The following is a 20,312-nucleotide window of genomic DNA, read 5'->3' on the forward strand; positions in this document are numbered from 1 at the left end:
TGTCGACATGGCCCCATTCTGCGCGCTTCCGGTGTCGGCGCGGTAGGGCAGGATCACCGGCATGACGGACGGAATCGCCTGGCTCGCGGAGCCACAGAGCATCGCCTTCGGCGGCTACAGCGTGACGCTGGCCCGAGGGCTCGGGACCGAGGCGCTGGCGGCGCGGATCGCGGCCTCGGTCCAGTGGTCGAAGCGGACCGTGGAGCCGGCCGGGGAACTCACCGGTGAGGGGCTGGTCGAGGCCTTGGAGTCGGAGTTCGGGGACGCCTGGGACGGGATCGGGCTGCGGCTGGGGGTGAGCGGTGGGTGGACCTTCGCGGTGGCGTACGGGGGCTGGTTCGGGGAGTTCCGGAACGATCCGGCGATCTCCGAGGGCGGGGCCGAGGTCTTCCGGCTGGAGTACGAGGAGGAGAACGGCAAGCCGGTGCCGCCGACCTTCCACTACCACCGGGACGGCCGGACGGTGTGCTCGTTCAACCTGCACCTGGACGACTCCTGGGGCAACGGCCGGGTCGAGGGTGACCCGCAAGTCGCGGACGAGGTCAGGGAATCGCTCGGCGCGGAAGGCCTTCCGGACGACGAGCGGGAGCACCGCGAGGTGCACCGGACCACCCTGGGGGTGCTGGAGCGGCACTTCGGTCTGGCACTCCCCAGGGCCCTGGTCCTGGAGGCCCCGCTGCCGGCCGTCCTGCTCGCCGACTAACCGGGCGGCCGCTGCCGGGCGTAGCGGTGGACGACCGGGTCCAGGTAGTCGGCGTGCGGGCCGGGGAGGCCGGGCAGGTCACCGGGGGAGCGGACGAAGGCCAGCTCGACCAGCTCCCGCTCGGGCGGCGCGAGCGCTCCGAAGCGTTCGCGCAGCTCCGGCTCGGGCCGCGGTGGGGCGAGGAAGAGCACGCCGACGCTGCCGTACTGGCCCCGGGTGACCGCCCAGAGCGCCAACTCGCCCGGACCGGCGGCCACTCCGGTCTCCTCGGCGAGCTCCCGGACGGCGTTGCGGCGCAGCGCGGCGAGGTCGAGGCGCTCGCCGTCCGGCGGGGGTTCGACGCCGCCGCCGGGCGGCTGCCACCGGCCGGGGGCGGCGGTGGACGGCGACATCCGGCCGACGAGCACCCGGCCGTCGTCGGTGGGCTGGAGCACGCTCACCGACAGGGAGGCGGTCGGGGCGGTGGAGCTCGTGACACGGCGCAGCGCGTAGTGCCGGTACGTCACGCGGGACCAGTACACGTGGAGCTCCCCGGGGCGCGGCCACGACGTGCCCGCGCACGCCACCACCGGGCCGTCGAAGAGCTTGGGATTGGCCGCGACGGCGTCCTCCCAGGCACGGTCACGGGCCTGTCGCTCCTGCGCCGTGAGGCGCGGGGCGGGTACTTCGACGAGCCGGATCCGGCGGACGCCCAGCACTTCGGCGCGCGGCGGTGGCGGGGGTGTGACGGCGGCTGCTTCGGGCATCCGCCCATGGAAGCAGGTACCGGCCGTCCGGGTCAGCTCGGCGCGACGGGGAACGGGGAAGAGCCGTAGGCCCGTTCGGCGGCCGTCACCACCCGGAGCGGGAACGCGTCGAGCGCGATCGGCGGGGAGGCCGGGAAGCCGGGGCGCAGCGCGGTGTCGGGGAAGAAGACCACCTGGCAGCGGCGGCAGAACCAGGCGGCCTGCCGGACGTGCTGGCGGTGCTGCCAGCAGGCGTTCAGCAGGCCGCGGTTGTCGGCGAAGGCGCGTTCGTGGCGGCGGCCACGCTGAGATCTCGGCCTCCATGGGCATGGTGGCCGATGAGGAAGGCACCTGCTGCTGAGCCGCGCTCCGGTGCGCCGGTCAGGGCTACAGGAGGTCGAACTCGTCGGCCTTGACGGCGGTGAGGAAGGCACGCCAGGCGTCGGTGGGGAAGAGGAGGGCGGGCCCGGCGGGGTCCTTGGAGTCACGGACGGGAACAAGACCGGTGAAGTCGGGGGCGACCTCGATGCAGTTCCCGCCGTTCTGGCTGTGGGTGCTCTTGCGCCACTGGGCGGTGGTGAGGGCCACTTCGACGCAGGAGCCCCCGTTGTTGCTGTAGCTGGACTTCACCCAGTGGGCGCCGCTGAGGTCGGTGGTTGCCATGGGAGACCTTCCCGAGTCGGGGTGGATCCGGATGGTCCTCACGGTAGGTGCGGTCGACAGCCCGGGCGTATCCCAGAACCGGCCGTTCAGCGAGGAGGGCCCTGACCGGTACAGCGGTCAGGGCCCTCGGAAGTCGGCGGTCAGATGGCGCCGAACTCGCCGGCCTGGACGGCGGAGAGGAAGGCACGCCAGGCGTCGGTGGGGAAGACGAGGGCGGGCCCGGCGGGGTCCTTGGAGTCACGGACGGGGACGATGCCGGGGAAGTCGGGGGCGACCTCGACGCAGGTCCCCCCATTGTTGCTGTAGGAGGACTTGAACCAGGCAGCGGTGGACAGGTCTACGGGGCCGTTCATGACGTTCCTTTCACGCCTGACGGATCATCTCCAGTGAGGCGGCTTTCGGCAGCGCTTCCACTGTGAGCTGATGGTAGTCCCTTTCCAAGGATCGGGCGGTTTCGCTCTGCCGAACGAGGAAGCCGCGCATCTGGCACTCGGAGTATGAGAGCACCGAGCGGTCCGCCAAGGTCAGCAACGTGACCACCATGGTGAACGGAAGTTCCTCGGCCAGGCTGTACGGCGCGATCTGGATGGTGACATTGGGCCGGGCCGCCAGCTCCGCCAGGTGTCGGAGCTGGCGGCGCATCACCTCTCGGCCGCCGACCGGACGGTGGAGGCAGCCCTCGTCGAGGACGAAGTGGAGCCACGGAGCCGGGGTCCGGTCCATCAACTTCTGGCGAGTCAGCAGGAAATTGACTCGGTCGTCAGCCTGCTCGGTGGTGATCTTTCCGCGTCGTACAGCGGCGGCGGCGAACGCCGCCGCGTACTCCGGGGTCTGCAGGAGCCCAGGGACGATGCCGAGTTCGAAGTGCCGAATCTCGACGGCCTTGGCCTCCTGGGAGGCGTATTCGGGGAACCCTTCGAGGAGTGAGGTGTTGCTGATGTTCCAGAACATCAGCTCCAGGGTGCCGCCGGTATCAAGCGCATCATCGGACTGGATGGCGAACGGAAGAGTGGGATTCCGCGTCCCTCTTTCGATGCAGGACACCAGGGTGTCGCTGTAGCCGATGATCTTCCCCAGGCCGACCTGGGTGAGCCCCTTCGCCTCGCGTGATCTGCGGAGTTGGACCCCGAAGGCCGCTGCGGGAGATGACGTTGGGTCAAGTGACGTTCGCCGCATGTTCGATCGCCTCTCGTGGGGTGAATCCCACATGGCTGAAGTGTCCAGTACGAACGCTTCCGATCGTAGCTCAGATCCCCCCACCATGGATACGGGTCGTAGTGATCCCAATGCACAGCGCAATCAATGGAGCCCCCATGCCCAGTCGCCCCCGCATGCCCGTTTACGCCCCCACCGTCGGCGAGATCGTCCTCGACCTCGGGCACCGTGACTTCTCCGGAAAGCCGGTCGAGGCCGTCTACATGGACACCCTCGCCGGGCTCGTCTACCTCCGGCCCGAGGGCGGCGGGTGCGAGTGGACCACCAAGCCCGACCACATCCAGGCCCTCGCCGAACCCCGCTTCACCGCCGTCCAGCACCCCGGCCGGCCCCGCGTCGCCGACGTGGCGTGAGCCGCCCCCTCAAGCCGGCCACCGCCCTCCTCGGCGTCCCCATCCTCAGCGCCCTCCCCGCCACCGCCGCCTGCCGGCCCATCCACGACGGGCCTCCCGCACCGCAGTTGCTGATATTCGGGCTGATCCTCACCACCGGCATCTCAGCCGGACTGCCCGCCTGCTTCACCTGGCTCTCGCACAAACAGGAGCACCACGTGCCACGCACCCTCCCCGCCATCCTCACCCACCCGCCCCGCCGCCGCCTCGGCCACCAGACCCTCATCCTCAACCGCGACGGCGCCGTCCTCCTCGTCGCCACCACCTACAGAACCGGCCTCATCCTCCCCGGCGGCAGCGCCGAGGCCAACGAACTCCCCCACCTCGCCGCCCGCCGCCACACCGAGACCGAAACCGGCCTCGCCCTCCCCCTGCGCCACATCCTCGCCACCGACTACGTCGACGCCCGACACCTCCCCGAAGGCATCAACTTCGTCTACTGGGGCGGCCACCTCACCCCCGCCCAGGAAGACATCGTCACCCACCACCAGCCCCCCGCCACCATCACCGCCCTCCACTGGCTCCACCCCCACCAACTCCCCGACGCCATGGCCCCCGACCAGCACCGCCGCACCACCCACGCCCTCACCGCCCTCACCCGCGGCATCCACCTCCCCTTCCTCCTCCGCGGCACCCCCGCCGAATAGTCGGAGGCGGGTGCTCCGGGGCCAGTGTCCTTTCCCCGCCCGGGGCGTTGAGCCGGGCGGGGCGTCGCAAGGGCGCCGTTTCCGACAGCAGCCACCGGGCCGCTCACCGGTCCGGTGGCCGGGAAGGGGAAGACCATGGCCACGTACAACACGGAGATCCACACGGGCGGCGGGGGCTGGCAGGAGGACAAGCCCCTCACGCTCAACATCGCCAGCCGCGGGTCCGTCGTCGGCGACGGCGCCCCCGCCACGGGGACGTCCGTCACCTGGAGCAGCGACGACGCCGGTTCGGCCAGCGTCACCTTCTTCGACGACGGTTCCCGCTTCGAGGGCACGGCCCGCTTCCCGGGCGAGGGCCCCGTCGAGTACCGGGGCACCCTGGCCGATTGATCGGCCGTCCCGACGAGTAGGCCCGAATGAAACGGCCCCTCGCGCACCCGCGCGAGGGGCCGCAGACGCCTCAGGCGTCCCGCCGAGCCCGCCCTGCGGGCGAATTGGCGTGTGGGCCCGGCCTGTCGGTCTCGGCCGTCCGACGGTCACACGCCGATGAAGCTCACCGTCTCCGTCATGTCCGCCCGCCCGGTGCGCAGGCGCGGCACGCCGTCCTTCTCGAAGCCCACGGAGACGCCGCAGAACAGCACGAGTCCGTCATCGGCTCCGACTGCCCGGCCGACCGTCTCCCGGTACACCGTCCACATCACCTGGGGGCAGCTGTGCAGCCCCTCGGCCCGCAACAACAGCATGACCGTCTGCAGGTACATCCCCGCGTCAGCCCACTGGCCGGGCCCCATCGTCCGGTCGAGATAGCAGAACAGGACGGCCGGCGCCCCGAACGCCTCCGCGTTCAGGGCGGCGATCTTTCTGGGCCGGTCCGGGTCGTCGCGCTGGATCCCCAGCGATGCGTACCGCTGGGCGGCGGCAGCGGCAAAGCGGTCCAGATACGGCGAGTCCAGCCCGTCCGGGTACATCGGGTACTCACGCTCGTCGCCCGGGTCCCCCGCCAGGGCCCTGGCTGTCGCGGTCCGCTTGAGCGCCGCCAGGGGTTCACCGGTCACGACGTACAGATGCCACGGCTGGAGGTTCCCGCTGGACGGTGCCCGCGTCGCAGCGGTCAGCACGCGTTCGAGCACCTCCCTGGGCACGGGCTCATCGCTGAACGCCCGCACGGCCCGGCGACTGTCCACGGCCTCGTACACGTCCACGTCTTCTTCGTGTCCTCTCGGTCGATCGGGCCCGTCCACCGTACGCAGCCGTCGGTACCGGGCACCGGGGCCCCGTATCCACGGCACTGACCACCCTGGACGTGGACGAGCCGCGAGCGCAGCAGTCCGGACGCCGACCCGCAGGTCGGCCAACCCCCTTGGAATCAACCATCAAGGCCCCGGGAACGTGACACCCGCCGTCGGGCGACGGCCGTTGACGCCGTCGGCTCCGGAAGCGCGGGGGCGTGCGCGAGAAGTCGGACCCGCCGACTTCTCGCGCACCCTTCGCCGCCGCCGGGGAGTTACTGCTCAACCCCTCGCGCGGCGCTTCGGCCCGGAGGCCGGGCGCCCCGGAAGCTTCACACGGAATTCGATCGCCCACCACCGAAGACCGGCGGGGACGGCCGAACGGCCTGGTCGAGGTGCCCCGATGGGCGCCCGGTCCTGCCCCGCATGCGCGTCGCTCAGCGGCAGAACTCGGCCTCGGCGAGGGGGCGTTCGCCCTCGGCCCAGTCGGCGTTGGTGTTGAACACCGCGGCGTGGCGGCCGTCGCGGGTGGTCAGCGCCGCCGTCTCCGAGCCGTGGATGCCGCCGGTGTGGCCCCAGACGGTGACGCCGCAGCTGAGCTTGACGCTGCCGATGCCCAGGCCGGGGCCGCCGGCGGCGGGGACCATCTCGTCCATCTCGTCCATCTCGTCCATCTCGGCCTGCGGCAGCAGCTTTCCGCGCATCAGGGCGGAGTAGAAGCGGGTCAGGTCGGCGGTGGTGGAGATCATCTCCCCGGCCGCCCCGCCCCAGGACGGGTTGAGCTCGGTGGTCTCCACCGGAGTGGGGGAGCCGCCGAACAGCATGGAGTAGCCGAGCGCGTGCGGCCGGGGGATGCCGGCGGCGGTGCCGGGCAGGCTGGTCGCGGAGAGGCCGAGGGGGGCGGATGATCCGCCGTTCGATCTCCGCACCGTACGGGCGGCCGGTCACCTTGGCGATGACCATCCCGGCCAGGATGTAGTTGGTGTTGGAGTACGCGCGGGACGTCCCCGGCGGGAACACCGGCGGGTGGGAGAGCGCCGTCCGCACCAGGTCCTCGGGCCGGTAGGTGTCGTGGCGGTGGGTCAGGAAGTCGGGGCCGGCCAGCCGCTGGATCATCAACGGGTCGGCGTCGTAGGAGAACAGCCCGCTGGTGTGCGCCAGCAACTGCCGGAGCGTGATCGCCGACCCGTCGTTGCCGTTCCCCCGCACCACGCCGGGCAGCCACTTCTCCACCGTGTCGTCCAGATCGAGCCGCCCCTCGGCCTGGAGTTGGAGCACCACGGTGGCGGTGAAGGTCTTCGTCAGGCTCCCGATCCGGAACTTCTCCCGGGGCGAGCGGGGCTGCCCCGAGGTGTCGGCCACTCCGACCGCCGCCGACCAGGTGCCGCCGCCCTCCAGGACGCCGACTATCGTGCCTGGCAGCTTCTCGGTCCGGACGTACTCCTCCATCGCCGCCCGGGTCGCTCCGTGTCCGCCGCCACCGGCGGCGGCGGCCGATGTCACCGTGCCCACCGTCAGCGCGGCGGCCACCGCCACCGCGCCGAATCCGCGCCGAAGCGCCCCCTGCCGAGCCATGCCGACCTCCGAGGTCCGAATCGCCCGCCTCCCGCAGAGGGATCAACGCCCGGGCCAACCGGGCGAGTTCCGTCAGAGACGACCCTCCGGCGAGGGGGAGCGGTCCTCCGTCGGGCCGTCCAGCACCCGCCGGGCCTCCTCGACCGAGGCCGAAGCCGACGGGGTGTCGCCGCCGAGGCGGGCCACCTCGACCAGCGCGGCGCGGTGGGCCACCTCGTGCGCGACGGCCGGGTCCGTCTCCGTGTCCGGGACCACGCCGGTGCCCTCCCAGTTGCCGCCCGACACCGGGTTGATCGCGCGGGCCGTCGGGATGGTGGCCTCCAGGTGGGGGTGGACGGTGAAGCCCCGGCGGGGGTTGGCGCCGCCGCCGGACGTCTCGCCGATCACCACGGCGCGGCCGCGCTGCTGGAGGTTGTACGCCAGCTCCTCGCCGCCCGAGAAGGTGGCCCTGCCGATCAGCACGTAGAGCGGCTTGCTGCCGCCGAAGCGAGGGCCGGGCGGCAGCGCGGGGCTCCAGAACTGCTGCTCGGAGTCCTCCTCGCGGTCGTAGAGGGTGTTCAGGTGCGTCGGCTCGTCGAAGAGGTGGCCGCAGATGTGGGCGGTCGTGTACGGGTGGCCGCCGACGCACTCGCGCAGATCCAGGAGCAGCGCCTCGGCCGGCGCGACCAGGGTGAGCGCGGCGTCCAGCGAGGCGCCGGTCATGTCGAGCGGGAAGAGGATCGGGGCGAGCTTCAGCAGGGCGACGCCGCCCTCCAGGCGCTCGATCCGGGGGACGCCGCCGAGCGAGAGGTCGGCGGCCCGGGTCAGCTCGGCGAGGAGGGCGCCGTCCTCCTTCTCGGCCGGGATCGCCCTCGGGTGGAACTTCAGCCGCAGGTGGCCGTCGCCGTTGACCGCCTGGAGGTCCTCGGTGACCAGCCGGCCGAGCGTCTCGGCGTCCCCCGCCCGGTGGTAGCGGCCCCGGGCCAGCGCCTCGCCGAGGCCGCCGGCGATCCGCTCGGCGACTTCGGGGAAGACGTAGAGCTCCGTCGTGAGCCGGCTCACCTCGGTGACGATCCCGGTGATCTCGGCCGGCTGCAGCTGTGTCATGTGCCGTCCCCTGCTGGTGGTGATCGGATCAGGTTGGCGACGAGTAGAGCACGCGGCTTGCGAAAGCGTCAAGAAAAGTGGACGCTTTCGGCATGGCGGACGAGACGCAGCACGAGACGCGGGGCCGGACGGAGAACCAGGCCCAGGATCAGGCCCAGGCCCAGACCCAGGACGACGAGCTCACCATCGAGAGTCCACAGCAGTACAAGGCGCTCTCCCACCCGCTGCGCCAACGGCTGCTGCTGGCCCTCGGTGGCCAGGCCGCGTCGGTCAGCCGGCTGGCGGCGGTGCTGGACTGCGGCAAGGGCACGGTGGCCCACCACCTCAAGGTGTTGCAGGACGCCGGCGTCGTCCGCATCGCCGAGACCCGCAAGGTGCGCGGCGGCAGCGAGCACCTCTACCGGCGCACCGCCCGGCGGATCACCGTGGCCGGCGGGGACACCGGGCCGACCGCCGCGCTGCTCGGCGCGGTGGCCGAGGAGTGCGCCAAGGCGCCGCAGGAGCCGCTGATGGTGCTGCGGCACCTGCGGCTGACCGCCGACCAGGCCGCCCGCCTCGGCGAGGCCCTCCAGGCCCTGGTGGTCGAGGCCACCGAGGCCCCGGAGGGCGAGCCGGTGCACGGCGTGCTGGTCGCGCTCTACGAACAGGGCACCGGTCGCGCCTGACCGGCCTCGCCTAACCGGCCGCGCCGCCCGACGCCGTCCAGCGGCCCAGCTTCTCCGGGTTGCGGACGGCCCAGATCCGGGTGATCCGGCCGTCCACGAGGTCCAGGGCCGCCACCGTCGCGGTGACGCCGTCGCGCTGGGCGACCAGGCCGGGCAGGCCGTTGACCGTGCGCTCCAGGAGGGTGAGCCCGGGGGCCTTCTCGGCCATCAGCACCAGGTACCGGGCGATCCGCGCGCCGCCCTCGACCGGGCGGACCGCGGCGCCGACCAGGCCGCCGCCGTCGGCCACCATGGTCGCCGCCGGGTCGAGCAGGCCGACCAGGGCCTCGATGTCCCCGGCCTCCCAGGCCCGCCGGAAGCTCCGCACCACGGCGGCCTGCTCCGCCCGTCCGGCCTGCTGTGCCCGCCCGCCCTGCGGGGCCCGGGCGGCGCGGATCCGCCGCCGGCCGGAGGAGGCCAGCTGGCGGCAGGCCGCGGCCGTCCGGTCGACGATCACGGCGATCTCGGGGAACGGGTAGCGGAAGACGTCGTGCAGGACGAACACCACCCGCTCGGCCGGCGTCATCGACTCCAGGACGACGAGGAAGGCCATGCTCACCGACTCGTCCAGGGTGATCCGGTCGGCCGGGTCGCCGGACCCGGCCGGGCCGCCGCCGGGCCACTCGGCGCGGTCGGGCAGCGGCTCGGGCAGCCACTCGCCGACGTAGCGCTCGCGCCGGACCCGTGCCGAGCCGAGCACGTCCAGGCAGACGCGGCTGACCACCGTCGTCAGCCAGGCGCCGGGGGAGGCGACGGCCTCCCGTCGCGCGGGCGGCATCGCGTACCAGCGGGCGTAGGCCTCCTGCACGGCGTCCTCGGCCTCGGCCGGTGAACCGAGCATCCGGTAGGCGAGGTCGGTCAGGTGGCGCCGCTCGCCGAGGACGCCGTCCGTGCGCCGCTCGTTCCCGGTGTCCATGCCGGCCGCCCCCTGCTCGTCCCACCCGCCTCACACTTCGCGGGCCTGCGTCGTCGAATCAGCGGGACACTACCGATCCACCGCCGCGAGGCAGGAAGAGGGACCGCACCATGGCCATCCCGACGAGTACCGCACCGACCGCCGCCGCCCGCCGCGGCTTCACGTTCTCGCAGGTCGCGGTCGCCCTGCAGACCCTGGCGATCTTCTTCCAGGCGGCCACCGCCGGCCTGCTGCTCTCCACCGCCTACGGGGAGACGCTGCACGGCGTCGGCGCCCGGGTGATGTACGGCGCCTCGATGCTCTACCTGCTCGCCGCCGTCCTGGCCTGGCGTCCGGGCGGCGGCCCGGCCCGCCCGATCCTGTACGCCACCGGGTTCCTCGTGCTCGCCTCGGCCCAGGTGGTCCTGGGCGTCACCCACCACCCCGCGCCGCACGTGCCCCTCGGCGTGCTGATGTTCGGCCTGAGCCTGCTCGACCTCGGCCGCGCGGTCACGGCCGCGCCGGGCCGCGCCGCCCGGTAGGCCCGGGCGGCGCAGCTCCCAGCGCGCCGCGTGTCAGAGCGTCAGCGCGGTGGGCTGGGCGTCCGGCCGCACCGCGGCGTCCGTGCCGCCGTCGACGAACAGGGTGACCCCGGTGGTGAAGCGGGCCTCGGGCCGCAGGAACTGGTGCACCCAGAAGGCGATGTCCTCGGGCCGGCCGAAGACGCCCAGCGGCATGGGGGTGGGGAAGGCGTCGGCGTCCAGGTCCTCGCCCGCGCCGGTGGACCCGAGCATCAGCGGGGTGACCACCGCGCCGGGCGCGATGACGTTGAGCAGCACGCCCTCGCGGGCCCACGCCGGCGTGACGGCCGTCCGGCGCACCCAGCGGGCCAGCGCGAACTTGGAGGTCGCGTAGGCGGAGATGCTCGGCGCCTCCCGCACCGCCCCGGCGGGCAGCGCCGCCTGGGCCGCCCGGGCGTGCTCGCGGGCCGCGTCCTCGTCGCCCGCGAGCAGCAGGCCGACCAGCCGCTCGTCGATCATCGGGACGGTGGTCGAGGAGTTGGAGCCGATCACGACCGCGCGCCCCGCCGCCGAGCGGGCGAGCGCCGGGCGCAGCCCCTCCAGCAGGGCGACCGGGCCGAAGTAGTTGATGGAGGCCACCGCGGCGGCGTCCTTCATCGCGGGGCCGACGCCGGCCACCGCGGCCACGCCGTCCAGGGCCCCGCCGGAGGCGTCCAGGACCCCCTGGACGGCGGCCCGGCGGCCTTCGGCGGTGCCGAGGTCGGCGGTGATGTCGGCGTCGCGGAGGTCGACGCCGATGACGGTGTGGCCGGCCTCCCGGAGGACGGCGGCGCTGGCGGCGCCCATGCCCGAAGCGGAGCCGGTGACGGCGTAGGTACCCATGGTGGAAGCCTCTCGTTCATTCGCCAATCGCGATTCAATCACTGATTGGATGGTAACTCGGTCGCGTGTGGTGCAATGGCGGCATGCCGGATGGAACAGCTCAGGACCAGAACCCGACCCCGGACCCCGCCCCGACCCCGGACCCCGCCTCGACCCGGGACCGGCTGCTCGCGGCCGCCGAGCGGCTCTTCCTCCAGCGCGGCGTGGGCCAGGTCTCGGTCCGGGCGATCAACGCGGAGGCGGGCCTCAACCCCGGCGCGGTGCACTACCACTTCGGCTCCCGGGAGGGCCTGGTCACCGCGCTGCTCGGGCGCGAGCTGTTCCCGCTGTGGCGGGAGCGGCTGGAGGCGGCCACCCACCTGCCCGCGACCGCGGGGCCGGCCCAGGTGCGCGCGCTCGTCACGGCCGTCGCCGGACCGTTCGACGAACTGGTGCGCACCGAGCGCGGCCGGATGCTCTGCCGGCTGCTCGCCCAGACCATGCTCACCGCCGACCGGCCGCTCAGCGGCTCCCCCTGGGCGGGCACCGCCCCGTTCGAGGTCGTGCTCGGCCGGGCGCTGCCCGACCTGACCGTCCGCGAGATCACCGACCGCTGGCGGCTCGCCTTCACCGCGCTGCTGGAGACCTACGGGCGGCCGCTCGCCGCCGAGGTGGACGCCTCCGCCGAACCGTCCTTCCCCGCGTTCTCCACCGTGGTCGCCTTCCTCACCGCCGGCCTGACCGCCGAGCCCGCGGACGCCGGGACCCCGGCCGGCTGACCGGGGAGAGCGCCCCCGGCGTCGCCGTTCCGTCCGGACGTGGCCCGGATCACAGGAACTCCGGGCGCCGAACGGGCAGGTCAGAGCATGACCGCTACTTCCGTACCCCGCCGCACCGCCCTGCGGGCCCTGGCCGTCGCCGTCGCGCTGGTGGCCGGCGTGACGCCCGCCTGGGGCGGCACGGCCCTCGCCGCCGAGCCCGAGACGTACACGCTGACGATCCGGCACCTGGACCGCTCCGGCCAGGCGCCCGCGCACTACCGCACCTCCGTCACCGGCATCTCCGGCGCCGGTGCCGATCTGTCGGTGCAGCCGCACGACCCCTCCGGCGTCACCACCGTGCGGCTGCCCAAGGGCCGGTACCTGCTGGAGAGCGATCTCTACACCGACGACGCGGCGGACGGCGAGGACTGGATCGTCCAGCCGCGCCTGGACCTCGACCACGACACGACCGTCACCGTCGACGCGCGGACCACCGCCCCCTTCGACCTCCGGCCCCCGGACGGCTCCGCGGTCTTCGTGACCAGCGGGATGTTCCTGGAGGTCACGCACCAGGGGGCCACCCGGATGGCCAGCATCGTCAAGGCGACGCCGACCCTGCGGGTGGCCCACCTCGGGCCCGAGTCCGAGGCGGGATCGGTGCGGCAGTGGTTCGACTCCTACTGGAGCACCGCCACCGGCGGCTACGCCCTCGGCCGGACCCACACCGGCTCGCGCGCGCTGAGCGGGCTCACCCACCGCTACACCGCGCAGGAGCTGGGCGCCGTGCGGATCCGCGGCGCGGTCCGCCCGGGCGCCGGGGGGAGCGCGGCCTTCGACATCGCCCCCACCCCCGGACCGTCCGCCGGCTCGACCGTCGGCGGCTCCTTCTCCATGCCGGACCCCGCCACCGCGACCGTCTACGTGACGCCCGAGCGCGGCCCCTGGGACGTCACCTTCGCCGCGTCCGACAACTGGACGAACCGCTACTTCGCCGACGGCATCGCCGTCCCGGCCGGGGCCACCACCACGCACACCTTCGGCAACGCCGTCTTCGCCCCCGCCCTGCCGCCGGGCCGGGGCGTCGAACGCGACGGCGACACGATCACCGCGAGGATCCCGCTGCTCGCCGACGGCGACGGCCACATGTCGGCGGCGCCGTCCTTCGACACCGCCTACACCTCGCTGTACCGCGACGGCGTGCTGGTCGGCGCCCGGTCCGGCGAGGACGCCGCGGCCGGACGCGCCGCCTTCACCGTGCCCCCGGGGCAGGCCTCCTACCGGCTGGCCGCCACGGTGACCCGCAAGGCCGCGAGCGGCGCGACCACCCGGCTGAACGCGTCGTGGACCTTCGCCTCGGCCACGACCACCGGGCCGGCCGCGGTGCCGGTCAGCGTCGTGCGGTTCTCGCCCGAGCTGAGCCCGACCGGCACCGCGCCGGCCGGGAGCGCGATCCGGGTGCCGGTCACCGTGCAGGGCGCCGCCGCCGACGGCCGCGTCCGCTCGCTGACGGTCTCGGCGTCCACCGACGGCGGCGTCTCCTGGGCCGGCCTGCCGGTCGAGGCCGGCGCCGTGACGGTCCGCAACCCGGCGGCGGGGGCAGGCGTCTCGCTGCGGGCGGAGCTGACCGACGCCGACGGCAACACCCTCGACCAGACCGTCCTGGACGCCTACCGCACCGAGTGACCCCCGGGTTCCGCCCCGCCGGAGGCGATCCGGCGGGGCGGGGCGCGGAATCGCGCCACGGAGGGGTCAAATCCAGTACTCCTGACGGGATTTGGGGCCGTCCGGGAGTGGGTGGCGGGCCGGGTGGAAGCATCTGCCATGTGAAGCGTGACATGGCACATCCTCAAAGCCCCTCCTGTCCTCGAAGGAGAGAACTCCGATGAAGCGTTTCGTTGCGGTCCTCGCGGTCGGCGCCGCGCTGTCCGGGCTCGGCGTCGCGGGCGCCACCCAGGCCACCGCCCGGCCCACGGACACGACCACCTGCGGCTACGGCGTCGGCACGTCGGTCTGCCTGACGATCGACGGCCGCCTCGCCTCCGCCACCGGCTGGGTGGGATCGGCCGGCGGGGCCCCGCAGATGGCCGGCTTCGAGCTGGAGCTGCGCACCACCGCCGGCTCCGTCCTGGAGCGCGAGGACCTCGGCGCCGTCGTGGGGGGCGGTGGGATCACGGTCGGTCCGGTGGCGGCCACCGTCCCGTGCGGCGTCGGCATCACCGCCAAGTTCACCACCACCCGGACGGGCCGGCCGACGGTGAGCGCCACGGTCACGGTGCCGGCCGTCTGCTGAGCCCGCGCCCTGGCTCCGGCGGTCAGTCCTCGCGCTGGGCGCGCAGGCCGGGCGGCGGGGTGATGCCGAACTCGGACTCCAGGACCGCCCGGATCCCCGGCGCGCCGTCGAGCTCCTCCACCGTCACGGTGCCGTCGTGCGCGGTGCGGGTGAGCGTGGTGCCGTCGAGCGACAGGTGGCCGGCGGCGAGCGTGCGCTGCGCGAAGAGGCGGCGGAACGGCGAGCGCGGGTGGGTGGCCACGTACCAGTTGGCGACGGCGATGTCGGGCGGCGGCGCCGGGTCGAGGGTGAACGACACCAGCTCCCGCCATCCGTCGCCGGTCCGTGCCCGGAGCACCCACACCGGCACGGGCCCGTCCGCCTCCTCCAGGGCCAGCAGGTGCCGGCGGCCCCGGCCCTCCCGGATCACGCCGGGGATCATCGGCAGCGGCTCCAGCAGGGCGTCCGCCGACCCGAACCCGACGTCCACCAGGTAGCGCGTCGCGCCCGCCCCGGGCACCCGGACGGCCAGCACCAGGTGGGTGCGCGGCCGGACCTCCCCGGGCCGGGCGCGCACCCGCACCCGGCCGGTGTGGCGGGCCACGCCGTAGCCCAACTGCTCCAGTACGGCGGCGAACAGGGTGTTGTGCTCGAAGCAGTAGCCGCCGCGCGCGCCCGCGACGATCTTGGCTTCGAGGTCGGCGACGTCCAGCGACGGGACGGTGCCCATCACGACGTCGATGTTCTCGAACGGCACGGCCAGCAGGTGCGCGTGCTGCAGTGACCGGAGCGTGTCCAGGGTGGGCGAGCGCTCGCCGTCCCACCCGATCCGTGCGAAGTACTTGTCGAGGTCGACGCTCATACCGCCACCGTACGGACCGGACGGCGTCCCGGCCTCCGGCCGCGGTCCGGCCCGCGCTCGATCCTGCGACATCGCCGTGGCCGCCGTCGCGGTCGTCGTCAGGCGGTCGATCGGTGAACCGGTCAACGTCCGCGACCTCTTCGGCCCGCCGGTGGTGCTCACCGCCCTCGGTGTCTGGGCCGTCCTGGAGGTCGACGGGCTGGACGGCGCCGACGTGGCCTGGGTGGCCGGCGGCTGCCTCCTCGGGGTCGGCCTCGGCGCTCTACGGCCTGGTCGCCCGCAGGCTCGGCATGCACGAGGACGCCCGCCCGCTCAACCTCGCCATCGGCACCGGCTTCCTCGGCGAGGCGCTCGTCATCGGCTACCGGGGGCTGCGCAGCGGCGCGGCCTTCGCCCCGGAGAGGCCCGGCCCGCTGGACCGGCTCACCCGCCGCTGAGCACGCGGGCGCCGTGACCCCGGGCGCCGTGACCGCGGACGTCGTGACGGCGGGCCGTTACGCAGTCGATGAGCCGTCGTGACACGACCGGCCGGGGACCGCGACACGGGCTTCCTACCGTCTCTCCCGACGCACCGGCCACACCCGGCCGGGTTCCGCGTCACGAGGATGAAGGAGAGTCCGTATGGCTACGCGTACGACCAGGAACCGGGCCGTCGTGCGGCTGACCGCCGTCTGCGCCCTGACCGGTGCCGCGCTGCTGACCGTCGTCACCGGCGGGCAGGCCTGGGCCGACGGCGGCTCGGGTGCCGCCCCGGCCCCGGCCACGCCGACGGCGGCCCCGGTCACGCCGACCGCGGCCCCGGCCACGCCGGCCGTGCCCGTGATCACGCCGACCGCGCCCCCGGCGGCCCGGCCGACCGTCAGCCCGGTGCCCAAGGACGCGACCCGGCCGACCGTCAGCCCGATGCCCAAGGAGGCGTCGGCCCGGCCCGTCGTCACCCCCGTACCCAAGGAGGCGGCGGGCAACGGCACCGGCGGCGCCCCGGCCGGGCAGCCGCAGGTCCGCGAGGTGCCCAAGGGCGCCGCCCAGGCCGGTGACGGGTCCGCCGCGGGCGACTCGTCCGGTCTGAAGCTCGTCGGCGGTGGCGCGGTCGCCGCCATCGGGGCAGGGGCGCTCGGCTTCGCCGTGCTGCGCCGCCGCTCCGGTGCGCGCGGCTGACGACGGCCACCGGGGCGGGCGCCGCCGTGCGGGGCGCGCCCGGCACGGTGGACCGGGAACGGGCGGGCTGAACCGGAGCGTCTTCGGTGCGGCCGGGCTGCTCTGCGTGGCGCTCGGCGCGACCGTGGCGCTCTCGGGCCAGGGGGAGCCCCCGGTGGTCCGGGTGGAGACCTCGGCCCGGCAGGGCACCACGCCACCGACGGGCACCCCCGTGCCGCCGGTGGCGGCGCCGGCGGCCGCCGGCACCGCAACCGCCGGCACCACCGCGCCGCGCCCGTTCGCGGCCTCGCCGCCGACCCGCCTGCTCGTCCCGGCGGCCGGCGTCGACGCCCCGGTGACCGGGCTCGGCCTGAACGCCGACGGCACGGTCGAGGTACCCGCCGCCGACCGGGCCGACGAGGTCGGCTGGTACCGCAACGGCCCGACCCCGGGCGAGACCGGACCGGCCGTCCTGATCGGGCACTACGACACCGCACACGGCCCGGCGGTCTTCCGGGGACTGCCGAAGCTGCGGCCGGGGGACCGGATCCAGGTGCGGCGCGAGGACGGCGGCACCGTGGACTTCCGGGTCCGCTCGCTGCTCCAGGCCGCGAAGGACGAGTTCCCGACCGCCGCGGTGTACGGCGACACGACGGCGCCCGAGCTGCGCCTGATCACCTGCGGCGGCCGGATCGGCGCCGACGGGCACTGGACGGACAACATCATTGTCCTGGCGGACCTGGTCGACCCGGCCGCCTCCGCCCACTGATCGGGCTGCGGCTACTCTGCCGGACGGCACCCACCGGGGAACCGGCGGGTGCCGTCCGGACGACCTACCCACCGGACACGAACCGGCACGTCACCGCGGACCAGGAGGGCCACCGGAGGATGAGCACCACCGTCCGTCGCCTGCCCGCGCTCCTCCTGGGCCTGCTCGCCGCCGCACCCCTGGCCCTCGCCACCGGCTGCGGCGCCCCCGGCGGGCTGCGCGACCACGGCACGGCCGAGCCCGTCGCGCCCCCGCTCGCCAGCGTCCCGCTCTGGCCGGGCCAGGCCACCGCCCCGCCGCCGGACCCGGCGGCGGGCCGCACCCCGGAACCGGCGCCGCAGCCGGTCCCGGACGTCACCGTCCCCGGGCAGGACGTCACGGCCGTCGACGTGCGCGCGCTGCTGGCCAAGGACCCCGGCGTGAGCCAGGACGAGCGGCGCGCCCTCGACCCGTGCGCGGGCTGCGAGATCCGCGACGCCGAGTACCGCGACCTCACCGGCGACGGCCGGCCCGAACTGCTGGTCGTCGTCGGCCTCGCCGACATGGACGTGCTGCACGTCTACGCCGCGTCCGGCGACCGGCTGATGCCCGTGCTGAGGGTGCAGCTGCTGAAACGGTTCGGCGCCGTGACGATCGGCACCGACCTGCTGCTGTACGAGCCCACCACCATCCAGTCCCGGACCAGCCGCCGCTACGGCTGGGACGGCGCGCGGCTCGTCCTGACCGACCAGAAGGTCGAGGGCACCGGGCCGACCCCGGAGCCCGAGCCGACGCCGACCGCCTCCCCCCTGGAGAGGCCCAACAGCCTGCGCCCGACGGGTTCCGGCGTGGGCGTCGTGCCCTTCCCCCTGCCGACCCCGCCCGCCGTCCGGCGGCCCGACGCCGCCGACCCGGGGACGGGCTCCGGCGCGGGCGCCGGCTCACCCGTCGCGAAGCCGCCGCAGCCCGGCCAGCCCCGCACGGCCACGCCCACGCCCGCACCCGTCGTGCCCTCCTCCCGTCCGGAGACCGCGCCATGAACCCCACGCCACCGAGCCACCCCCGCATCCTGATCGTCGAGGACGACGAGGTGATCCGGGAGGCCACCCGGATGGCCCTGGAACGCTACGGCTTCCCGGTGTCCACGGCCGCCGACGGCCTGGAGGGGCTGGAGATGTTCCACGCCGAGCGGCCCGACCTGGTGCTGCTCGACGTGATGCTGCCGCTGCTCGACGGGGTCGGCCTGTGCCGGCGGATCCGCGAGGAGAGCCAGCTGCCGATCCTGATGATGTCGGCGCGCACCGACCCGGTCGACGTGGTGTCCGGCCTGGAGGCGGGCGCGGACGACTACGTGGTCAAGCCGTTCGAGAGCGCGGTGCTGGTCGCCCGGATCCGCACCGTGCTGCGCCGCATCCGGGTCGTCCCGGCCGTGCCCGAGCCGGAGCCCGCGCCCGTCCGGGCTCCCGTGCCCGTGCCCGGACCCGCCGCCCCCGAACCGGCGGCCCCCGAACCGCGCACCCCCGTCCGCAGCTTCGACGGCCTGGAGGTGGACACCGACTCCATGGAGGTCCGGGTGCACGGCCGGCTCGTCCCGCTCACCCCCACCGAACTGCGCCTGCTCCTGGAGTTCACCGCCGCGCCCGGCATCGTGCTGGAGCGCGCCGTCCTGCTGGAGCGGGTCTGGGACTACGAGTGGGGCGCCGACACCCGCGTGGTCGACGTCCACGTGCAGCGGCTGCGCGCCAAGATCGGCGGCGGGCGGATCGAGACCGTCCGCGGCTTCGGCTACAAGCTGAGGCGCTCCGAATGACCCTGCGCCGCCAGATCGCCACCGCCGTCGCCGCCATCTCCGTCCTGGTCGCGGTGGCCGTCGGCCTGCTCGTCCACCAGGCGATGGTCCGCCAGCACGTCGACCAGGCGCGCGGCTCCGCGCTCACCGCGCTGGACACGGCGCTCGGGGCGTACCAGCGCGGCGATGACGTCACGGGAGGCGACCGCCGGCACGCGGCGCTGGACGACCCGGCGCTGCCCGCGCGGCTGCGCATCCTCGCCGCGGAGGGGCGGCGCGGCTCGCTGCTCGCCCGGGGGCCCGAGGGGGAGTCGGTCTGGGCGGCGGGCCCGGTCCGCGGCGGGGTGCTCTCCGTGCGGCTCGACTTCGCCCAGGACCGCCAGGCCATCGCCGACCTCGACCGGATCATCCTGATCACCGTCGTCGCGTCGGTCTTCATCACCGTGCTGGTCGGCGTGCTGGTCGCGGACCGGATCAGCCGGCGGCTGCGGACGGCGGCCACGGCGGCCCGCGGCATCGCCGCCGGGCGCACCGACGCCCGGATCGGCGAACTCGTCGACGGCCGGGACGAGGTGGCCGACCTCGCGGCCGCGGTCGACCTGATGTCCCGGGAACTGCACCGGCGGCTGGAGGACGAGCAGCGGTTCACCGCCGACGTCGCCCACGAGCTGCGCACCCCCCTGACCGGGCTGGTCACCGCCGCCGAACTGCTGCCCCCGGGGCGCCCCACCCAGCTGGTGCAGAACCGGGTGCAGGCGCTGCGCGGGCTGGTCGAGGACCTCCTGGAGGTCTCCCGGCTGGACGCCGACGCCGAACTGCCCGACCTCTCGGCGGTGCCGCTGGAACGCGCGGTGCGGCGCACGGTCGCGCTGACCGGCCTGGACGTGGCGGTCGAGGTGGCGGCCGACGCGTCCGTGCGCACCGACCTGCGCCGCCTCGACCGGATCCTCGGCAACCTCCTCCTCAACGCCGACCGCCACGGCGGCGGCACCATCCACCTGAGCGTCGACGGCCACCGCATCACCGTCCGCGACCACGGCCCCGGCTTCCCCGACGAGCTCCTGCGGGACGGCCCGCAGCGCTTCCGCACCAGCGTCCGCGAACGCGGCAAGGGCCACGGCCTCGGCCTCACCATCGCCCGCGGCCACACCCGCGTCATCGGCGCCACCCTCGTCTTCGCCAACCACCCCGACGGCGGCGCCCTCGCCACCCTCACCCTCCCCCCGGCCGGCGCGGACTCCGACGACCCGGCGTCCACGCGCTGACCCTTCCCTCCGCGCAGAGTTCGGTGACGAATCACCCGATTCGTCACGCCCTTCCGGGGGCGGTCCGGCATTCCCGGTGAGACCCGGAAAAATTCCTTCCGTGGGTGTGCAACCGTTCCGCCCCGAGCGATGTCTGACTGACCACAAGGCACGAACAAGCCTTGAGCGCACGGGCCGGGGAGGGGTTCACGGCACGGCGCGCCGTCACTCCCGGGCCGGTCGGAACGATGTCCGTCCGCCCGTGGGAATTCATTCGACTGACCAT

Annotated in this window: 26 protein-coding genes and 1 pseudogene; 15 read left to right on the forward strand and 12 right to left on the reverse strand. The window is 74.4% G+C overall.

The features are described 5' to 3' along the window. Positions 1–61: 61 nt before the first annotated feature. On the forward strand, positions 62–703 hold the full coding sequence (locus ABT093_RS29510; protein WP_350569626.1) for a DUF6461 domain-containing protein: 642 nt from the start codon (positions 62–64) through the stop codon (positions 701–703). On the opposite strand, the gene ABT093_RS29515 is transcribed toward ABT093_RS29510, so the two are convergent. The 5 genes from ABT093_RS29515 to ABT093_RS29535 form a co-directional block, all read right to left on the reverse strand. Beyond that, positions 700–1,449 (reverse strand): NUDIX domain-containing protein, encoded by a 750-nt coding sequence (locus ABT093_RS29515; RefSeq protein ID WP_350569628.1) that lies wholly within the window; start codon positions 1,447–1,449, stop codon positions 700–702. The genes ABT093_RS29510 and ABT093_RS29515 overlap by 4 nt on opposite strands. A 32-nt stretch (positions 1,450–1,481) precedes the next feature. After that, the gene (locus ABT093_RS29520; protein WP_350569630.1) at positions 1,482–1,622 is read right to left on the reverse strand and encodes a hypothetical protein; all 141 of its coding nucleotides are present in this window, start codon (positions 1,620–1,622) and stop codon (positions 1,482–1,484) included. Between the two features lie 193 nt (positions 1,623–1,815). Continuing rightward, positions 1,816–2,091 carry a DUF397 domain-containing protein gene (locus tag ABT093_RS29525; protein ID WP_350569631.1) on the reverse strand — a complete coding sequence of 92 codons (276 nt, stop codon included), beginning with the start codon at positions 2,089–2,091 and terminating at the stop codon, positions 1,816–1,818. Between the two features lie 140 nt (positions 2,092–2,231). Further along, positions 2,232–2,444, reverse strand: coding sequence for a DUF397 domain-containing protein (locus ABT093_RS29530; RefSeq protein ID WP_350569632.1), 213 nt, complete (start codon positions 2,442–2,444; stop codon positions 2,232–2,234). A 10-nt stretch (positions 2,445–2,454) separates the two neighbouring features. Further along, the gene (locus ABT093_RS29535) at positions 2,455–3,300 is read right to left on the reverse strand and encodes a helix-turn-helix domain-containing protein (RefSeq protein ID WP_350569634.1); all 846 of its coding nucleotides are present in this window, start codon (positions 3,298–3,300) and stop codon (positions 2,455–2,457) included. Between the two features lie 104 nt (positions 3,301–3,404). Between ABT093_RS29535 and ABT093_RS29540 the strand changes: the two genes are divergently transcribed. The 3 genes from ABT093_RS29540 (at position 3,405) to ABT093_RS29550 (ending at position 4,735) form a co-directional block, all read left to right on the forward strand. Next, positions 3,405–3,659, forward strand: a complete 255-nt coding sequence (locus ABT093_RS29540; RefSeq protein WP_350569636.1) for a hypothetical protein — start codon at positions 3,405–3,407, stop codon at positions 3,657–3,659. Then, on the forward strand, positions 3,656–4,345 hold the full coding sequence (locus ABT093_RS29545; RefSeq protein ID WP_350569638.1) for an NUDIX domain-containing protein: 690 nt from the start codon (positions 3,656–3,658) through the stop codon (positions 4,343–4,345). The genes ABT093_RS29540 and ABT093_RS29545 overlap by 4 nt, the downstream gene beginning before the upstream one ends. 135 nt (positions 4,346–4,480) lie before the next feature. Next, the gene (locus tag ABT093_RS29550; protein WP_350569639.1) at positions 4,481–4,735 is read left to right on the forward strand and encodes a hypothetical protein; all 255 of its coding nucleotides are present in this window, start codon (positions 4,481–4,483) and stop codon (positions 4,733–4,735) included. A gap of 146 nt (positions 4,736–4,881) precedes the next feature. Here ABT093_RS29550 and ABT093_RS29555 read toward each other — a convergent pair whose 3' ends face one another. The 4 genes and pseudogenes from ABT093_RS29555 to ABT093_RS29570 form a co-directional block, all read right to left on the reverse strand. Continuing rightward, entirely contained in the window at positions 4,882–5,547 is a 666-nt protein-coding gene (locus tag ABT093_RS29555; RefSeq protein ID WP_350569641.1) for a nitroreductase, read from the reverse strand. A 464-nt stretch (positions 5,548–6,011) separates the two neighbouring features. Next, on the reverse strand, positions 6,012–6,503 hold the full coding sequence (locus tag ABT093_RS29560) for a serine hydrolase (RefSeq protein ID WP_350569642.1): 492 nt from the start codon (positions 6,501–6,503) through the stop codon (positions 6,012–6,014). A 25-nt stretch (positions 6,504–6,528) separates the two neighbouring features. Further along, positions 6,529–7,149, reverse strand: a pseudogene (locus ABT093_RS29565) (serine hydrolase domain-containing protein); the annotation flags it as partial. A 72-nt stretch (positions 7,150–7,221) separates the two neighbouring features. Beyond that, the gene (locus tag ABT093_RS29570; RefSeq protein WP_350569643.1) at positions 7,222–8,235 is read right to left on the reverse strand and encodes a S41 family peptidase; all 1,014 of its coding nucleotides are present in this window, start codon (positions 8,233–8,235) and stop codon (positions 7,222–7,224) included. Between the two features lie 92 nt (positions 8,236–8,327). Between ABT093_RS29570 and ABT093_RS29575 the strand changes: the two genes are divergently transcribed. Beyond that, a complete protein-coding gene (locus ABT093_RS29575) occupies positions 8,328–8,900 on the forward strand; it encodes an ArsR/SmtB family transcription factor (RefSeq protein ID WP_350569645.1) in 573 nt (190 codons plus the stop codon). A 10-nt stretch (positions 8,901–8,910) separates the two neighbouring features. Here the strand turns inward: ABT093_RS29575 and sigJ are convergent, their stop codons facing one another. Further along, on the reverse strand, positions 8,911–9,855 hold the full coding sequence (gene sigJ, locus ABT093_RS29580) for an RNA polymerase sigma factor SigJ (RefSeq protein WP_350569647.1): 945 nt from the start codon (positions 9,853–9,855) through the stop codon (positions 8,911–8,913). Between the two features lie 110 nt (positions 9,856–9,965). Between sigJ and ABT093_RS29585 the strand changes: the two genes are divergently transcribed. After that, positions 9,966–10,376 carry a hypothetical protein gene (locus ABT093_RS29585; RefSeq protein WP_350569649.1) on the forward strand — a complete coding sequence of 137 codons (411 nt, stop codon included), beginning with the start codon at positions 9,966–9,968 and terminating at the stop codon, positions 10,374–10,376. 33 nt (positions 10,377–10,409) lie between these two features. On the opposite strand, the gene ABT093_RS29590 is transcribed toward ABT093_RS29585, so the two are convergent. Continuing rightward, a complete protein-coding gene (locus ABT093_RS29590) occupies positions 10,410–11,237 on the reverse strand; it encodes an SDR family oxidoreductase (protein WP_350569651.1) in 828 nt (275 codons plus the stop codon). Between the two features lie 83 nt (positions 11,238–11,320). On the opposite strand from ABT093_RS29590, the gene ABT093_RS29595 reads away from it, so the two are divergent. The 3 genes from ABT093_RS29595 to ABT093_RS29605 all read left to right on the forward strand — a co-directional run bounded on the left by ABT093_RS29595 (position 11,321) and on the right by ABT093_RS29605 (position 14,267). Continuing rightward, positions 11,321–11,995: a TetR/AcrR family transcriptional regulator gene (locus ABT093_RS29595; RefSeq protein WP_350569653.1), complete on the forward strand. Its 675-nt coding sequence runs from the start codon at positions 11,321–11,323 to the stop codon at positions 11,993–11,995. An 87-nt stretch (positions 11,996–12,082) separates the two neighbouring features. Beyond that, positions 12,083–13,660: a serine protease gene (locus ABT093_RS29600; protein WP_350569655.1), complete on the forward strand. Its 1,578-nt coding sequence runs from the start codon at positions 12,083–12,085 to the stop codon at positions 13,658–13,660. A gap of 199 nt (positions 13,661–13,859) precedes the next feature. Continuing rightward, a complete protein-coding gene (locus ABT093_RS29605) occupies positions 13,860–14,267 on the forward strand; it encodes a hypothetical protein (RefSeq protein WP_350569657.1) in 408 nt (135 codons plus the stop codon). 22 nt (positions 14,268–14,289) lie between these two features. Here the strand turns inward: ABT093_RS29605 and ABT093_RS29610 are convergent, their stop codons facing one another. Continuing rightward, positions 14,290–15,108: an arylamine N-acetyltransferase family protein gene (locus tag ABT093_RS29610; RefSeq protein WP_350569659.1), complete on the reverse strand. Its 819-nt coding sequence runs from the start codon at positions 15,106–15,108 to the stop codon at positions 14,290–14,292. 290 nt (positions 15,109–15,398) lie between these two features. Between ABT093_RS29610 and ABT093_RS29615 the strand changes: the two genes are divergently transcribed. From ABT093_RS29615 to ABT093_RS29640, 6 genes are all read left to right on the forward strand, one after another. Then, the gene (locus ABT093_RS29615; RefSeq protein ID WP_350569661.1) at positions 15,399–15,545 is read left to right on the forward strand and encodes a hypothetical protein; all 147 of its coding nucleotides are present in this window, start codon (positions 15,399–15,401) and stop codon (positions 15,543–15,545) included. A 184-nt stretch (positions 15,546–15,729) separates the two neighbouring features. Further along, the gene (locus ABT093_RS29620) at positions 15,730–16,266 is read left to right on the forward strand and encodes a hypothetical protein (protein ID WP_350569663.1); all 537 of its coding nucleotides are present in this window, start codon (positions 15,730–15,732) and stop codon (positions 16,264–16,266) included. Between the two features lie 67 nt (positions 16,267–16,333). Beyond that, entirely contained in the window at positions 16,334–17,014 is a 681-nt protein-coding gene (locus ABT093_RS29625) for a class F sortase (RefSeq protein WP_502884343.1), read from the forward strand. A 119-nt stretch (positions 17,015–17,133) separates the two neighbouring features. Continuing rightward, entirely contained in the window at positions 17,134–18,033 is a 900-nt protein-coding gene (locus ABT093_RS29630) for a hypothetical protein (protein WP_350569666.1), read from the forward strand. Continuing rightward, positions 18,030–18,803 (forward strand): two-component system response regulator CseB, encoded by a 774-nt coding sequence (cseB, locus tag ABT093_RS29635; protein WP_350569668.1) that lies wholly within the window; start codon positions 18,030–18,032, stop codon positions 18,801–18,803. Before ABT093_RS29630 ends, cseB begins: the two co-directional genes overlap by 4 nt. Then, the gene (locus ABT093_RS29640) at positions 18,800–20,047 is read left to right on the forward strand and encodes a sensor histidine kinase (protein ID WP_350569670.1); all 1,248 of its coding nucleotides are present in this window, start codon (positions 18,800–18,802) and stop codon (positions 20,045–20,047) included. The genes cseB and ABT093_RS29640 overlap by 4 nt, the downstream gene beginning before the upstream one ends. Positions 20,048–20,312 lie beyond the last annotated feature (265 nt).

Source organism: Kitasatospora sp. NPDC002551 (genome assembly GCF_040296005.1).
Classification (GTDB): Bacteria; Actinomycetota; Actinomycetes; order Streptomycetales; family Streptomycetaceae; genus Kitasatospora.

Excerpts from the sequence above, each read along its gene's own strand:
- ABT093_RS29535 (WP_350569634.1), bottom strand. The coding sequence starts at position 3,300 with ATGTGGGATTCACCCCACGAGAGGCGATCGAACATGCGGCGAACGTCA.
- sigJ (WP_350569647.1), bottom strand. The coding sequence starts at position 9,855 with ATGGACACCGGGAACGAGCGGCGCACGGACGGCGTCCTCGGCGAGCGG.
- ABT093_RS29515 (WP_350569628.1), bottom strand. The coding sequence starts at position 1,449 with ATGCCCGAAGCAGCCGCCGTCACACCCCCGCCACCGCCGCGCGCCGAA.
- ABT093_RS29600 (WP_350569655.1), top strand. The coding sequence starts at position 12,083 with ATGACCGCTACTTCCGTACCCCGCCGCACCGCCCTGCGGGCCCTGGCC.
- ABT093_RS29620 (WP_350569663.1), top strand. The coding sequence starts at position 15,730 with ATGGCTACGCGTACGACCAGGAACCGGGCCGTCGTGCGGCTGACCGCC.
- ABT093_RS29630 (WP_350569666.1), top strand. The coding sequence starts at position 17,134 with ATGAGCACCACCGTCCGTCGCCTGCCCGCGCTCCTCCTGGGCCTGCTC.
- ABT093_RS29510 (WP_350569626.1), top strand. The coding sequence starts at position 62 with ATGACGGACGGAATCGCCTGGCTCGCGGAGCCACAGAGCATCGCCTTC.
- ABT093_RS29550 (WP_350569639.1), top strand. The coding sequence starts at position 4,481 with ATGGCCACGTACAACACGGAGATCCACACGGGCGGCGGGGGCTGGCAG.
- ABT093_RS29570 (WP_350569643.1), bottom strand. The coding sequence starts at position 8,235 with ATGACACAGCTGCAGCCGGCCGAGATCACCGGGATCGTCACCGAGGTG.
- ABT093_RS29525 (WP_350569631.1), bottom strand. The coding sequence starts at position 2,091 with ATGGCAACCACCGACCTCAGCGGCGCCCACTGGGTGAAGTCCAGCTAC.
- ABT093_RS29585 (WP_350569649.1), top strand. The coding sequence starts at position 9,966 with ATGGCCATCCCGACGAGTACCGCACCGACCGCCGCCGCCCGCCGCGGC.
- ABT093_RS29540 (WP_350569636.1), top strand. The coding sequence starts at position 3,405 with ATGCCCAGTCGCCCCCGCATGCCCGTTTACGCCCCCACCGTCGGCGAG.
- ABT093_RS29610 (WP_350569659.1), bottom strand. The coding sequence starts at position 15,108 with ATGAGCGTCGACCTCGACAAGTACTTCGCACGGATCGGGTGGGACGGC.
- ABT093_RS29590 (WP_350569651.1), bottom strand. The coding sequence starts at position 11,237 with ATGGGTACCTACGCCGTCACCGGCTCCGCTTCGGGCATGGGCGCCGCC.
- ABT093_RS29575 (WP_350569645.1), top strand. The coding sequence starts at position 8,328 with ATGGCGGACGAGACGCAGCACGAGACGCGGGGCCGGACGGAGAACCAG.
- ABT093_RS29605 (WP_350569657.1), top strand. The coding sequence starts at position 13,860 with ATGAAGCGTTTCGTTGCGGTCCTCGCGGTCGGCGCCGCGCTGTCCGGG.
- ABT093_RS29530 (WP_350569632.1), bottom strand. The coding sequence starts at position 2,444 with ATGAACGGCCCCGTAGACCTGTCCACCGCTGCCTGGTTCAAGTCCTCC.
- ABT093_RS29640 (WP_350569670.1), top strand. The coding sequence starts at position 18,800 with ATGACCCTGCGCCGCCAGATCGCCACCGCCGTCGCCGCCATCTCCGTC.
- ABT093_RS29615 (WP_350569661.1), top strand. The coding sequence starts at position 15,399 with ATGCACGAGGACGCCCGCCCGCTCAACCTCGCCATCGGCACCGGCTTC.
- ABT093_RS29595 (WP_350569653.1), top strand. The coding sequence starts at position 11,321 with ATGCCGGATGGAACAGCTCAGGACCAGAACCCGACCCCGGACCCCGCC.
- cseB (WP_350569668.1), top strand. The coding sequence starts at position 18,030 with ATGAACCCCACGCCACCGAGCCACCCCCGCATCCTGATCGTCGAGGAC.